This window comes from Pseudomonas sp. BE134 (assembly GCF_031456105.1).
Classification (GTDB): domain Bacteria; phylum Pseudomonadota; class Gammaproteobacteria; order Pseudomonadales; family Pseudomonadaceae; genus Aquipseudomonas.
The window spans coordinates 1-14,116 of record NZ_JAVDUA010000022.1; the positions used below are offsets into that span (position 1 = coordinate 1).

Below are 14,116 nucleotides of genomic sequence, written 5' to 3' on the forward strand. Positions count from 1 at the left end.
TCTGCTGACCTCAACTTCTCGAACCGCCCGGTGCGGACCCGCATGCCGGGTGGTGTGGCAGGGGCGCGGCCAGATGGCCGCCTCCTATGCCGATTTTTTTTCAAACCGGTACGTGTCAAGGTACCTGTCGCCTTGCTCCTACAGTTGTTAGCCCGTTGCGCCCTTAATTGCAGGGCGTTCTGGGTTTAAATACACCGCATCTGCCAGCTTCCAGTTGCGTGTCCGAGTACTCCAGCGACTCGGATTAGCTTCCCTGGCATCCTCATAAAGTGCTGCTCTAGCTTGTAATAGAGCCGTCGCTTTGCCTTCGTGTCGCTCGTTTGGCGTCACGTATTTCAAGGCGCTGTGTCGGTGATCTTCGTTGTACCACTCGATAAATTTCTGCACCCAAAGCCTTGCATCAGTGACCGTATCAAATGGTTGATCCGGCCAAAGCGGGCAGTATTTTGCAGTGCGGAAAAGTGCCTCCGCATAGGCGTTATCATTGCTCACCCTTGGCCGGCTAAAAGACGGCTCTACGCCCAGGGCCACCATGCTTTCACGTAACAAGGAGCCTCTCATAACGTGGCCGTTATCCGAGTGCAACACCAACGGTCGACCCGCTGTATGTTCACGCAAGCATCCCTTTCTAAGCAGCTCACACGCGTGTTCGGCGCATTCCACCTCATGCACTTCATTTGCTACCAGCTTGCGGCTGTAGACATCCTTGACCATGTACCAGTAGAAAAAACGACCTCTGACAGTGCTGGGTAGCCAAGTGATATCCCAGCACCAAACCTGATTGGGAGCGTCAGCGCGATGCGTCGTCAGGACCTTGCGTTTCGGGGCTTTGGTTCGGCCGCGACGCACGTTTTGATTAGCGGCTTTTAACACACGGTAAAACGTCGACTCTGAAGCTAGGTAGATACCTTCATCGGCCAGTTTTGGAACGATTTGGTGTGGGGTGAGGCTGGCGTAGCCAGCCTGATTGGCAGCATCAAGCACCGCTTGGCGCTCTGCCTCGCTGAGCTTGTTCGACGGTGCTGCTCGCTGAGCCAGTAGACGCCCATCGCAGCAGGCGTGTCGCCAACGTTGAACTGTACGCAGGCTCAGCCCTAGCTCATTACACGCTCGATATCGACGAGCCCCACTCAACACCGCTTCAGCAATCAACTTCATGGCTTGCGTACGATCAGAGGCGCTGATCAGTCTTCCTTGTCCTTGCCCCAGATCGCATTGGCTTTTTTTCTGAGCTCCAGCAAAGCCACCGCCTCCGCACGTCCTGCATCGGATTGGATCAGCTGTCGCTCCAGATCTTTGATCCGCCGCTGCTCGGCAGTTCTTTCTGCGCTAGGTTTCAGATCAGCAAGGGTATTGGCGTTTTGGCACGCCTTGCGCCACTGCTGGATTTGCTCAGGATAAATGCCCTTGATTCGACAATATTGAGAAATCTCCACCTCACTCAACGGTGCGGTTTCCATGACAGCATTGAATTTATCGGCGCTGGACCATTGATCACTGGTCTTGCCATTTCCCGGCACGATCAAACCTTTATCTCTAGCCATTTGTCTCCAGTTTCGCAGTGACTGAGGCGTGAGATTAAGCGCAATGGCGAGTTCTGCCACTGAGCGATTTAGAGGCGGCATCATTTGCAGGACGACCCAATCTTTGAAGTCGTCGTAGCGTTTGCCTAGATTGGACATTGTTATGCACCTTCGCCCTCTTGAATGAATGAGTCAATCAACAAGGGTGACAGGTAGCCTGACACGGAGGGAAACGCCAAAAAAAAAGTAAGCAAAAAAAAGGCTCGCCCCGAGCGTCCGGCCCCTCGCTAAGGCTCGGCGTTCCTTCGCTCCGGTATCCATCCGGGGACACTACCCTCCGGTCTGCTTCGCGACGACCTACATGCAGCGTGTTCGACTGCGTCGAACGGCGCTGCGCGCCACTCCCCGGCTGAACACCTCCACTCAGCCTCCCGAAGGGGCGGGCAGATCAAGATCAAGAGCTGCAGGCGAGCTAACGCTCGGCCTGATGAGTGGTGAAGAGCGGCGGGTGTACACCAATTTATTGTAGGAGCCTGACTTGCCAGCGATGGCGGCCTGACAGCCGACCAATTTCTTTCTGCCGCTCCCAACTGATCGTTCCCACGCTCCCGCGTGGGAATGCCGCCAGTGACGCTCCGCGTTCCATTTTTGTGTTGAACGATGTGTAAAAAACACAGAGCTTTCCCACGCCTTTTTCAGGTTGCCGGGTAGGAAGCAGTCCTTCTAACCTTTGGGCGTCGCTGCAGTTTCAGCGACCGGGTGTGGAAACCTGGAACTCTTAGTAGCCGCATAGCTGGACCATCGTAATCGTTGCCGACGTCTTCATTCGTCTGCAAACTGCGTCATGGCGGCTGTGCGTGGGCAGACTTCGGTCTGGCCGGGTCCTACTAACCGGTATTTCCACCCTGCGTGCAGCCGCCACCTATTTGTCGTGTGGAAACGACATTGGATGGCTCCCATTTATAAGTAGGAGTTTTCCATGGATAAGTTAATCCCCGATCCACCCACCACCCCCGAAGCCGAAGCTGAAGACTTACGCGCCGAAACGTTACTCAAAGACCGCGAAGCCATAAAACGCGCCCTCGATTACTACCTCGATCCCCCATCTCAATACACCGAAAAACCTCGCCGCCCCAGCACGATGTACATGATCGCCCCGAACATGGACACCGAAAGCCTGTTGGCCCAAGCCTGTGAGTCGTTGGCTTCGGCGAGTGTCATGACCAGTGAATTCGCCGCTCACCTGATCGGCCCGCAGCGCAATACGGTGTTGGCGATCCAGCAGATCATCATGCTGGCGGAGTTGGCGGTGAATCGGGCGTTGGATAACGTGGATCCGCAGGGCTGATCGGAGACCGCGTTATCGTTCTTCGCGAGCAGGCTCGCTCCCACAAGGAATCTTCATAGTTGCACTAATTGTGTGAACACCGGAGATCAACTGTGGGAGCGAGCCTGCTCGCGATGGCGGCAGATCACCCACAACAGAACCTGCTGATTCAACTTGAATTCTGACAGACAACAAAAAACGGCGATCACTCCGGTGATCGCCGTTTTTGTGTACGGGTTATCGAATCAAGGCATCAACACTTCAATCGCCCCGTCCGCCGTCATGCTGACCTGACTCGTGCCCGCCTCAACATCCGGTGTCACCGGCGCTGCATCCATCGCGGCGGCTTTCATCATCATCGGCCCGCGCATGTACGGTTGTGGATAACCGTTGCTGTTCAGGTTCAGGTTAACGATTTTGTAGCTCTTGCCACCCAACGCATCCGTCGCCAATTGTGCGCGGGCCTTGAAGGCGGCCACGGCTTCTTTAAGCAGTGCATCTTCACTGGCCTTGCGCGTTGGCGTGGCGATAGCGAAGTCCATGCCGCCCATTTTCAGGTCGGTGAGCAGTTCGCCGGTCAGTTTCGACAGGGCAGCAAAGTCCGAGCTTTCCAGGCGCAGTTCGGCGCGTTCACGCCAGCCGGTGATTTTCTGGCCCTTGGTGTCGTAGATCGGGTAGCTGTTGCGGCTGCCCTGGCGCAGGGTGATGTCTTTGACCTGTTTGGCCTGGGCCAGCGCTTTGTTCATGGTGGTGCTGACGTCGGCGGCGAGTTTGGCCGGGTCGGTATTTTGGTCTTCGGTGTAGAGGGTGACGATCATCAGGTCGCGCGCCACTTCCTGGCTGACTTCGGCGCGCAGGGAAATCTGGTTGTAGTGCAACTCGTCGGCGGCCAGGGCCGGGAGGCTAGCGAGGGTGCCGACACTCAGGGCGAGAAGGGCGGTGCAGCGGCGCAATGTGTGCATGAAAGCTCCTTGGGCGGTGCGCAGGGTTGGTTCCGAGCCTGCGTGAAACCATCAGACTCTAGCTTTGATGATCCGGTTCGCACAGTTACAACTTCTATACAGATGGTGGGTAGGTGACCGCTGCGCGGTCAATCGCGAGCAGGCTCGCTCCCACAGGGGAACGCATTTCAATGTGGGAGCGAGCCTGCTCGCGAAGGCGGTCTTATAGACGCCACAAGCCTTTCTGCCATGTGGCGCTTTGCCGCACTTTTGCCTGTCAGCCCCCACGCTTGGTTATACTCCGTGCGATCCGCCTGGAGCGCTCATCAGGAGAGCTCATGCTCGCCCCCGTTCAAATCACTTCTGCCACTCGCCAGAACCTCTGGCGGCTGACGTTCATCCGCACATTGGTACTCGCCGCTCAGGCCGGTTCCGTGGGGCTGGCCTACTGGTTCAATCTGCTGCCGCTGCCGTGGGTGCAGCTGGCAATGACCCTCGGGTGTTCAACGCTGTTGTGCGTATTCACGGCGGTTCGATTGCGCACGTCGTGGCCAGTCACTGAGCTCGAATACGCCCTGCAACTGGCCTGTGACCTCTTTATCCACAGTGCCCTGCTGTATTTCTCCGGTGGCTCGACCAACCCGTTCGTCTCCTATTACCTGGTGCCGCTTACCATCGCTGCGGTGACGTTGCCATGGCGCTATTCGGTGATTCTGTCCGGTTTGGCGTTGACGATGTACACCTTGCTGCTCGTGCGTTTCTATCCACTGCAAACCTTCCCGATTGCCCGTGAAAACCTGCAGGTCTATGGGATGTGGTTGAGCTTCGCGCTGGCCGCGGCGGTGATTACGTTTTTCGCCGCGCGTATGGCCGAGGAACTGCGTCGTCAGGAAGAACTGCGCGCCATTCGTCGTGAAGAAGGCCTGCGTGATCAGCAATTGCTGGCTGTCGCGACGCAAGCGGCAGGCGCGGCCCATGAGTTGGGTACGCCGCTGGCAACCATGAGCGTGTTGCTCAAGGAGATGCGTCAGGATCACCACGACCCGTTGTTGCAGGATGATTTGAGCGTTCTGCAGGATCAGGTCAAGCTGTGTAAAGAAACCTTGCAGCATCTGGTGCGCGCCGCCGAGGCCAATCGCCGTTTGGCGGTGGAGATGCAGGACGTCACCGACTGGCTCGACGAAGCACTGAACCGTTGGCACTTGATGCGTCCGGAAGCCAGTTACCGCTTCCAGCGCCTGGGCCAGGGCACCGTGCCGCGCATGGCACCGCCGCCAGACCTGACCCAGGCACTGCTGAATTTGCTCAACAACGCCGCCGATGCGTGCCCCGAAGGGCTGCAAGTGACGCTGGACTGGAACGCCGAAGACCTGACCATCAGCATCCGCGACCACGGTGCCGGCGTGCCGCTGGCCATCGCCGAACAGATCGGCAAACCGTTTTTTACCACCAAGGGCAAAGGTTTCGGCCTGGGCCTGTTTTTGAGCAAGGCCAGCGTGACACGCGCCGGCGGCTCAGTGAAACTCTACAGTCATGAGGAAGGCGGTACGCTCACCGAGCTGCGCCTGCCCCGTGTCGCCCGAGGAGACGAACATGAGTGACGAGATCCAAGTAGAAGGCGAAGAACTGCCGCATTTGCTGTTGGTCGACGACGATGCAACCTTCACCCGCGTGATGGCCCGCGCCATGGCCCGCCGTGGTTTCCGCGTCAGCACCGCAGGCTCCGCCGAAGAAGGCCTGACCATCGCCCAGGCCGATCTGCCGGATTACGCCGCGCTGGACCTGAAAATGGACGGCGACTCGGGTCTGGTCTTGCTGCCCAAGCTGCTTGAGCTGGACCCGGAAATGCGCGTGGTGATCCTCACCGGCTATTCGAGCATTGCCACCGCTGTCGAAGCGATCAAGCGCGGCGCCTGCAATTACCTGTGCAAACCGGCCGACGCCGACGACGTGCTGGCGGCGCTGCTGTCCGAGCACGCCGACCTCGATACCCTGGTGCCGGAAAACCCGATGTCGGTGGACCGTTTGCAGTGGGAGCATATCCAGCGCGTGCTGACCGAGCACGAAGGCAACATCTCGGCCACGGCCCGCGCCTTGGGCATGCACCGCCGAACCCTGCAGCGCAAACTGCAGAAACGTCCGGTCCGCCGCTGAACGGACGCTGAACGATCATCGCCAGCCCTCGCGATAACACGAACCGATCAACTATGATCGGTTCGTGTGTGTTCTTTTCCCTATCGAGCCTTATCCATGAATCAGAACGCTGAATATTCCGCGGTCAACGATGCCGTGCACGGGCAGTTTTTCCGCAGAGTCTGGGCGATCATCACGCCCTATTGGCACAGTGAAGAGAAGGTCAAGGCCTGGACGCTGTTGATCGCGGTGATTGCGCTGTCGCTGATCAGCGTGGGCATCTCGGTGTGGTTCAACACCTGGTACAAGGATTTTTACAACGCCTTGCAAAATAAGGATGAGGCAGCGTTCTGGCAGCTGATTCTGTATTTCTGCGCGATTGCGGCGGTGGCGATTGTCGGTGCGGTATACCGGCTTTATCTGACGCAGATGCTGACCATCCGCTGGCGAGCCTGGCTGACCGAGAAACACTTTACCCGGTGGCTCGGCAACAAAAACTATTACCAGCTGGAGCAGGGCGGTTACACCGATAACCCGGACCAGCGGATTTCCGAAGACCTCAACAACTTCACATCGAACACCCTGGAACTGGGCATTGGTTTGCTTCGCAACATCGTCAGTCTGGTGTCGTTCTCGATCATTCTGTGGGGCGTGTCGGGCAGTATTGAAGTCTTCGGTATCACTATTCCCGGCTACATGTTCTGGTGCGTACTGGTTTACGCGGTGGTAGGTAGCTGGCTGACACATTTGATCGGCCGTCGCTTGATCGGACTGAACAACCAACAACAACGCTTCGAAGCCGATCTGCGTTTCTCCATGGTGCGGATTCGTGAGAATGCTGAAAGCATCGCGTTGTACAACGGCGAACCGAACGAAAATCGTCGCTTGAGCAGCCGTTTCGGGATGGTCTGGCACAACTTCTGGGACATCATGAAAGTGTCCAAGCGCCTGACATTTTTCACCGCCGGTTACAGTCAGGCGGCCATCATCTTCCCGTTTATCGTCGCTGCGCCGCGTTACCTTTCCGGAAAGATCGAGCTCGGTGAGCTGATGCAAATCAGCTCGGCATTCGGCAATGTGCAGGAAAGCTTCAGCTGGTTTATCAGCGCGTACCAGAGTCTCGCTTCTTGGCGCGCCACCTGTGATCGTCTGCTCAGTTTCCGTCAGGCCATGACTGACAACGAAGAGCGCCAGCCGGCCATCGACGTACAGAATCAGGGCAAGGAACTGAAGATTCACAACCTCGGCCTGGATCTGGCGGACGGCCGTCACCTGCTGACCAACGCCGACATGACGGTGGAGGAGGGCGAGCGTGTCATGCTCAGCGGTCGTTCCGGCAGCGGCAAGTCGACCTTGTTGCGTGCGATGGGGCATCTGTGGCCGGCGGGTCATGGCAGTATTCGCCTGCCGTCGACGCGCTACCTGTTCCTGCCGCAAAAGCCGTACTTGCCGATTGGCAGCCTGCGTGAGGCGCTGAGTTATCCACAGGCTGGCGATACCTATCCGCACGAGCGTTACGTCCACGTGTTGGAAACCTGCCGTTTGCCGCACTTGGTGTCGCGTCTGGATGAAGCGAACCACTGGCAGCGCATGCTCTCGCCAGGTGAGCAGCAACGTTTGGCGTTTGCCCGTGCGCTGCTGTATGCACCGCAATGGCTGTATATGGACGAAGCGACCTCGGCGATGGATGAGGAGGATGAGGCGACGCTGTATCAGGCGTTGATCGATGAAATACCAGGCTTGAGCATTGTCAGCGTCGGGCACCGTAGTAGCTTGAAACGTTTTCACCCTCGGCATGTTCGTATCGAGAACGGCCATTTGGTGGATCAGACCGTGACCGCCTGAACACCGCATTACCCTTGTGGGAGCGGGCTTGCTCGCGAAAGCGGTCTGACATTCAATATTGAGGTGTCTGACACACCGCCTTCGCGAGCAAGCCTGCTCCCACAAGGTCGACGGTGATCGTACAACCGTGTTGAGCTATGATGTGGTTTCAGCCGAATCTTCGAGACAGATGTTCACCATGGAAAACCCGATCGACGTACCACGCCTCCCTCGCAAGCGCCGCAGCCTCGCACAGGAATTGGTGACGGTACTGTCCGAGCAGATCCGCGACGGTCACCTCAAGCGCGGCGACAAGTTGCCCACCGAGTCGGCGATCATGGATGCCCATGGCGTCAGCCGCACCGTGGTGCGCGAAGCAATTTCACGTTTGCAGGCTGCCGGGCAGGTTGAAACCCGCCATGGCATCGGCACCTTCGTGCTCGATACCCCGAGCCCGAGCGGTTTTCGTATCGATCCGGCAACGGTGGTCACCCTGCGTGACGTGTTGGCGATTCTGGAATTGCGCATCAGTCTCGAAGTGGAATCCGCCGGCCTCGCTGCGCAACGCCGCAGCTCCGAGCAGCTGGCATTGATGCGTGCCGCCCTGGACGCCCTCAACGAAAGCGCTTCCCATGCCAGCGATGCGGTCGCCTCGGACTTCCAGTTCCACCTGCAAATCGCGCTGGCGACCGGTAACCGCTACTTCACCGATATCATGACCCACCTGGGCACCAGCATCATTCCGCGCACACGGCTGAATTCGGCGCGCCTGGCCCATGACGACCAGCAGCACTACATGAATCGCCTGAGCCGTGAACACGAAGAGATTTACGATGCCATCGCGCGCCAGGATTCCGATGCGGCGCGTGCTGCGATGCGCTTGCATTTGACGAACAGCCGCGAGCGTCTGCGCCATGCGCATGAAGAGGCTGAGGCGCAGCGGGGGTAAATACTTGGAGAGTGGACTAGGTCGACGCCTTTTGCCGCAACGCAAAGGCGCTCAGCTCAAGTTGACGGGTTACTCTACAATCGGTGCGACAACCACCTCAGAGTCGTTGCGTTCAATTGAATAATTGATCGTTGCCGTTTTGCCGGCATGTAGCTTGAAGTTCGCGTTATCGAGGATGAACTTGAGTTCTGAGCCCTCGACCAGTTTTAACTCACTCCAAACCACCCCGGTAATCACGCTGAAATGGGCAGTAAGTTCTGTGCCTTGGGCGAATGAGGTTGTGTCGACGTTGATCACCACACCGGCGCTGTTTTTACTCACGGAAATCTTATTGTCAGGGAGAGCCTGACCTTCGCGATTTTCCAGGATGGGAGCAGCTAGAGTTTTGAAGTGAGTTGTCATGATGAGCGATCCTTTATTGGATTGGGGACATGCGTTACGCGCCATTTGTGCTATTCATTGCAACTGCCCTGCTACTGTCATAAATAACAGTTCAGACGAGTGGTGGATAAGAATCACTCTGCGTGTGCGGCTGAATTCGGCCCGCCTGGCCCATGACGACCAGCAGCACTACATGAATCGCCTGAGTCGTGAACACGAAGAGATTTACGACGCCATCGCCCGCCAGGATTCCGATGCGGCGCGGGCAGCAATGCGCTGCACCTGACCAACAGTCGCGAGCGGCTGCGCCATGCGCATGAAGAGGCTGAGGCGCAGCGGGTCTAGGGGTAAGGGTTTTCTACCTCGTCAGTTTTGTAATCCACGTATTCAACGGTGTTGTACTGCGACACCTTGAAAATCTTCTGGGTGATTTTCCAGTATTTGTCGGGCAGTGCTTCAAACTCGACGATATCGCCCACACTGGAATGAAGATCAAAATTCGTTGGGAACTGTAGGACTGCATGCTTGGTTTTATCTGGAAAGCTAAACCGATGGATTATCGACATGAGCGCTTGGCCTGTGCAGGAGTAGAGTTCCCGATTAAGCGTTGGCGCTACAGGGCCCGAAACTGTAAGAAATAACAGTTTCGATGAACGGTCAGTGTCAATCTTTGCCTTTTTCAGTGCTCTGCAGAATGTCTTCGCGAGTAAGCCCGCTCCCACATTTAATCTCTGTAATTCACCAATTTTGTGTTCACAGTCGATCGAGTGTGGGAGCGGGCTTGCTCGCGAAGGGGCCAGTAGCTCTGGTGAAAAAATCAGCCAGTGCGCAGAATCGAACGATCCACCCTCACTGCCAATTCCACAGCCCCAGATTTGGCATCAAACGCCACACTCCCGCGCTCATCCACCACCGCCCGCGCAATCACCACGCCCTTGGACAACAACTCCAGCGGTGCACCTTTCATTGATTGCCCCGAAGCCAGTTCCAGTTTCAATTTGATAGTCATCATCGATCTCCTTATCAGGCAACGTCGCCAGTGGGTGCGTAGTCCTTGACCAGCAAGTAAGTGCTCCAGCCCCACCAGTCGTCGATGGTGGCCGTGTCGTTCAGGTTGTTGACGTCCTTGCGCCGCAGCACCTTGTTGCCCTCGACCTTGAACAGTGGCGAGAAATTGCCCGCCGGGTTCAGCACGGCTTGCAGGTCCGGCAATTTTTTCAAGGCGCTGAAATTGTCGGGCACCGGTGCGACGCCGCTGAGGTACGCCGCGAAGATTTCATCCGCAGAAAGCTGTACCGCTTGATTAACCTGCACGCGATTGGCGCTGTCGATCGCATCGAAATAACGCTTGTCGCCGTAGGCTCGCCATTGATCACCGTTGCCGTTGTGCACATTGAGGCCGAACTTGCTGTCTTCATCGTGCATGAACCGGGTGATCAGCGAGCCCAGATCACTGGGCGTGACCACTGCGGCCAATTGCTTTCGCGGTACGCGCAAGTGGCCGGCGGAAAACAGGTCGGTCAGGTAATGATCAGCAAAAGCATTCATCGCGTAGGCGAGTTCCAGCTGTTTTTCATCACCACTGTTTTTCGCCAGCACCGCTTGCTGTACGGCGGCTGTGTGGCCTGCGATGTAGGCGGCCAGTGCCCCTTCGGCAAAGTGATCAGAATTGTTGGCTGCGAGTTTCAGATAACGTCCCAACGGGAACAGTGCCGAGACAAAACTGCCGCCACCGGTGATTTTGTTCCACTCTTCCGACAACGTATCTCCAAGGGCGTCATAGACCTCGTGAGGTTGTTTGCCCTCCCGGATAGCCTGGTTCACCGCGGCGATTTCCATTTGCATGACGGCGAGGATCTGCTTCGCCTCGGCATTGGAGGCGGGCAGAACGGCGAGGGAGTTAAAGGCACTGGCGAAACGCTGAATGCGATCAGCAGGCGTCGCGCCATCACTGATGGGCTGATCGGGAATGCCATAAAAATCACCCCCCAACGCAACGACCTGGCCATAGGTCAGCGCCAGGCCGTTGGGCAGGTGCAGCTCAACCTGTGCCGCTGGAATGGCGGGGGCATCCTTGACGAAACGCAGCAGCGTGGTATCGCCGATTGCGGTGTGTTCACCCCCCTCGAAACGCAGCTGCGGCTGGCGTTTCAGAGTATTCGCCGCGATTGAGGCGGACGGTTGAGGTGCTGCATTGTGTTGCTCGCCAAGGTGCAGAACCAAGTGTTCGTTGACGCTGATGGTAATGCCGCCCTCGGTAAAAAGATCATCCAGATTGGCAATGACCTGATTGAGGGTTTCCTGCTGTTTTGCGTGTAGACCTGACATTTCTTGCTCCTTGATATGTCTAGTTACGAATTTAGTTTAACTGTATGTGCATACAGTTGTTTCGATCATAGACGAGAGTTTTCCTACGTCAAGGACATAACCGTCTGACACAAAATCAGCAGACGGCGATGAAATGCAGTTGACGGTTATTATTTAAGTTGTACGATGACCTACAACTCGGCGAAAGCTGAACGGTTTCCTCACACACACAAACGTTGCTACCCAGGGTGTTCGAATAATGAATCCACAAGAACTGAAGTCCATCCTCTCTTCCGGCCTGCTGTCTTTCCCGGTTACCGATTTCAATGCTCAGGGCGACTTCAATCGCGCTGGCTACATCAAGCGTCTCGAATGGCTGGCCCCATACGGCGCCTCGGCTCTGTTCGCCGCGGGCGGCACCGGTGAGTTCTTCTCTCTGGCGGCCAGCGAATATTCGGAAATCATCAAGACTGCCGTCGACACCTGCGAAACCAGCGTGCCGATCCTGGCCGGTGTAGGCGGTTCGACCCGTCAAGCCATCGAATACGCACAGGAAGCCGAACGTCTGGGCGCCAAAGGCCTGTTGCTGCTGCCGCACTACTTGACCGAAGCCAGCCAGGACGGCGTTGCCGCCCACGTTGAAGCCGTGTGCAAATCGGTAAACATCGGTGTGGTGGTTTACAACCGTAACGTCTGCCGCCTCACCGCTCCGCTGCTGGAACGTCTGGCCGAGCGCTGCCCGAACCTGATCGGCTACAAGGATGGCCTGGGCGATATCGAGTTGATGGTGTCGATCCGTCGCCGCCTCGGTGATCGCTTCAGCTACCTGGGCGGTTTGCCGACCGCTGAAGTTTACGCTGCCGCTTATAAAGCCCTGGGCGTGCCGGTTTACTCCTCGGCGGTGTTCAACTTCATCCCGAAGACCGCGATGGATTTCTACCACGCTATCGCTCGCGAAGATCACGCCACCGTCGGCAAGATCATCGACGACTTCTTCCTGCCGTACCTGGACATCCGTAACCGCAAAGCCGGTTATGCAGTGAGCATCGTCAAGGCCGGGGCAAAAATTGCCGGCTACGACGCAGGTCCTGTGCGTGCACCGCTGACCGATCTGACGGCCGAAGAGTACGAAATGCTCGCCGCGCTGATCGACAAGCAAGGCGCGCAATAACACGTGCGATTTAAATTGGCCGCTGAGTAATCAGCGGCCTTTTGCGTAAGGTCTTTTTGTTTCGAGGGTTAGCCCGTGACAGATGCAAAGCGTTTTGATAACTACATCAATGGTGAATGGGTAGCGGGCAGTGATTACTGCGCCAACATCAACCCGTCTGAACTGACCGACACCATTGGCAACTACGCCAAAGCCGATCTGGCTCAGGTCCACGCCGCCATCGACGCCGCTCGCGCAGCGTTCCCGGCCTGGTCGACCTCGGGCATTCAGGCTCGTCACGATTCGCTGGATAAAGTCGGTACTGAAATCCTCGCCCGTCGCGAAGAACTCGGCACCTTGCTGGCCCGGGAAGAGGGTAAGACCCTGCCTGAAGCCATCGGTGAAGTGACTCGCGCCGGTAACATTTTCAAGTTCTTCGCCGGTGAAACCCTGCGTCTGTCCGGCGACTACTTGCCGTCGGTGCGTCCGGGTGTGAACGTTGAAGTGACTCGCGAAGCATTGGGCGTGGTTGGCCTGATCACGCCGTGGAACTTCCCGATCGCAATCCCTGCGTGGAAAATCGCTCCGGCCTTGGCTTACGGTAACTGCGTCGTGCTGAAACCAGCCGATCTGGTGCCGGGTTGCGCCTGGGCCCTGGCTGAAATCATCTCCCGCGCAGGCTTCCCGGCTGGCGTATTCAACCTGGTAATGGGCAGCGGTCGTGTGGTTGGCGATGCCATGGTGCAGAGCCCGAAAGTCGACGGCATCAGCTTCACCGGCTCCGTGGGCGTTGGTCGTCAGATCGCGGTCAGCTGCGTCTCGCGTCAGGCCAAGGTTCAGCTGGAAATGGGTGGCAAGAACCCGCAGATCATTCTCGACGACGCCGACCTCAAACAAGCGGTCGAGCTGTCGGTACAGAGCGCGTTCTACTCCACTGGCCAGCGTTGCACCGCGTCGAGCCGCTTCATCGTTACCGCCGGCATCCACGACAAGTTCGTTGAAGCCGTGGCCGAACGCATGAAGTCGATCAAGGTCGGCCATGCGCTGAAAGCCGGCACCGACATTGGCCCGGTCGTCTCGCAAGCTCAGCTTGAACAAGACATGAAGTACATCGATATCGGCCAGTCCGAAGGTGCACGTCTGGTCAGCGGCGGCGGTCTGGTGACGTGCGACACCGAAGGCTACTTCCTCGCGCCAACGCTGTTTGCCGACAGCGAAGCCGAGATGCGCATCAGCCGCGAAGAGATCTTCGGCCCGGTGGCCAACGTGGTTCGCGTTGCCGATTACGAAGCCGCGCTGGCCATGGCCAACGACACTGAGTTCGGTTTGTCGGCAGGCATCGCCACCACTTCGCTGAAGTACGCCAACCACTTCAAACGCCACTCCCAGGCCGGGATGGTGATGGTCAACCTGCCGACCGCGGGCGTGGACTACCACGTTCCATTCGGCGGGCGTAAAGGTTCATCCTATGGATCCCGCGAGCAAGGTCGCTATGCGCAAGAGTTCTACACCGTGGTGAAGACCTCTTACATCGGTTCGTAACCCGTAGCACCCGCGCGAGGTCCTGCCTCAGGCTTCGCG

General features: G+C 57.5%; 12 protein-coding genes and 1 pseudogene. 8 read left to right on the forward strand and 5 right to left on the reverse strand.

All coding sequences use genetic code 11. The annotated features are described in order from the left end of the window. Positions 1–147: 147 nt before the first annotated feature. Positions 148–1,682, reverse strand: a protein-coding gene (locus J2Y56_RS18420) for an IS3 family transposase (protein ID WP_405046869.1) whose coding sequence is annotated in 2 segments (ribosomal slippage) — positions 148–1,235 and positions 1,235–1,682 — 1,536 coding nt in all. Because the reading frame shifts where the segments join, the coding sequence is not laid out codon by codon here. Positions 1,683–2,502: 820 nt separating this feature from the next. Between J2Y56_RS18420 and J2Y56_RS18425 the strand changes: the two genes are divergently transcribed. Then, positions 2,503–2,871: a DUF6124 family protein gene (locus J2Y56_RS18425; RefSeq protein WP_310351846.1), complete on the forward strand. Its 369-nt coding sequence runs from the start codon at positions 2,503–2,505 to the stop codon at positions 2,869–2,871. Between the two features lie 224 nt (positions 2,872–3,095). On the opposite strand, the gene J2Y56_RS18430 is transcribed toward J2Y56_RS18425, so the two are convergent. Then, entirely contained in the window at positions 3,096–3,812 is a 717-nt protein-coding gene (locus J2Y56_RS18430; protein ID WP_310351849.1) for an SIMPL domain-containing protein, read from the reverse strand. 317 nt (positions 3,813–4,129) lie between these two features. Between J2Y56_RS18430 and J2Y56_RS18435 the strand changes: the two genes are divergently transcribed. The 4 genes from J2Y56_RS18435 to J2Y56_RS18450 all read left to right on the forward strand — a co-directional run bounded on the left by J2Y56_RS18435 (position 4,130) and on the right by J2Y56_RS18450 (position 8,697). Next, positions 4,130–5,392 (forward strand): ATP-binding protein, encoded by a 1,263-nt coding sequence (locus J2Y56_RS18435; protein WP_007942793.1) that lies wholly within the window; start codon positions 4,130–4,132, stop codon positions 5,390–5,392. Further along, a complete protein-coding gene (locus J2Y56_RS18440; RefSeq protein WP_007942792.1) occupies positions 5,385–5,945 on the forward strand; it encodes a response regulator transcription factor in 561 nt (186 codons plus the stop codon). Before J2Y56_RS18435 ends, J2Y56_RS18440 begins: the two co-directional genes overlap by 8 nt. 96 nt (positions 5,946–6,041) lie before the next feature. Next, the gene (locus tag J2Y56_RS18445) at positions 6,042–7,769 is read left to right on the forward strand and encodes an ABC transporter ATP-binding protein/permease (RefSeq protein ID WP_310351852.1); all 1,728 of its coding nucleotides are present in this window, start codon (positions 6,042–6,044) and stop codon (positions 7,767–7,769) included. A gap of 178 nt (positions 7,770–7,947) precedes the next feature. Then, the gene (locus tag J2Y56_RS18450; RefSeq protein WP_007942790.1) at positions 7,948–8,697 is read left to right on the forward strand and encodes a FadR/GntR family transcriptional regulator; all 750 of its coding nucleotides are present in this window, start codon (positions 7,948–7,950) and stop codon (positions 8,695–8,697) included. Positions 8,698–8,766: 69 nt separating this feature from the next. On the opposite strand, the gene J2Y56_RS18455 is transcribed toward J2Y56_RS18450, so the two are convergent. Beyond that, positions 8,767–9,099 carry a hypothetical protein gene (locus tag J2Y56_RS18455; protein WP_007942789.1) on the reverse strand — a complete coding sequence of 111 codons (333 nt, stop codon included), beginning with the start codon at positions 9,097–9,099 and terminating at the stop codon, positions 8,767–8,769. 121 nt (positions 9,100–9,220) lie between these two features. Between J2Y56_RS18455 and J2Y56_RS18460 the strand changes: the two are divergent. Continuing rightward, positions 9,221–9,423 (forward strand): annotated as a pseudogene (locus tag J2Y56_RS18460) (FCD domain-containing protein); the annotation flags it as partial. Positions 9,424–9,895: 472 nt separating this feature from the next. On the opposite strand, the gene J2Y56_RS18465 reads toward J2Y56_RS18460, so the two are convergent. Together J2Y56_RS18465 and J2Y56_RS18470 are read right to left on the reverse strand one after the other, a co-directional pair. Then, positions 9,896–10,087, reverse strand: a complete 192-nt coding sequence (locus J2Y56_RS18465) for a hypothetical protein (protein WP_310351853.1) — start codon at positions 10,085–10,087, stop codon at positions 9,896–9,898. Positions 10,088–10,101: 14 nt separating this feature from the next. Next, positions 10,102–11,406: a phospholipase gene (locus tag J2Y56_RS18470; RefSeq protein WP_310351855.1), complete on the reverse strand. Its 1,305-nt coding sequence runs from the start codon at positions 11,404–11,406 to the stop codon at positions 10,102–10,104. 238 nt (positions 11,407–11,644) lie between these two features. Between J2Y56_RS18470 and kdgD the strand changes: the two genes are divergently transcribed. Both kdgD and J2Y56_RS18480 read left to right on the forward strand, forming a co-directional pair. After that, positions 11,645–12,556: a 5-dehydro-4-deoxyglucarate dehydratase gene (kdgD, locus tag J2Y56_RS18475; protein WP_007942784.1), complete on the forward strand. Its 912-nt coding sequence runs from the start codon at positions 11,645–11,647 to the stop codon at positions 12,554–12,556. A gap of 75 nt (positions 12,557–12,631) precedes the next feature. Then, entirely contained in the window at positions 12,632–14,077 is a 1,446-nt protein-coding gene (locus J2Y56_RS18480; RefSeq protein WP_150782080.1) for an aldehyde dehydrogenase family protein, read from the forward strand. The last annotated feature ends 39 nt before the right edge of the window (positions 14,078–14,116 follow it).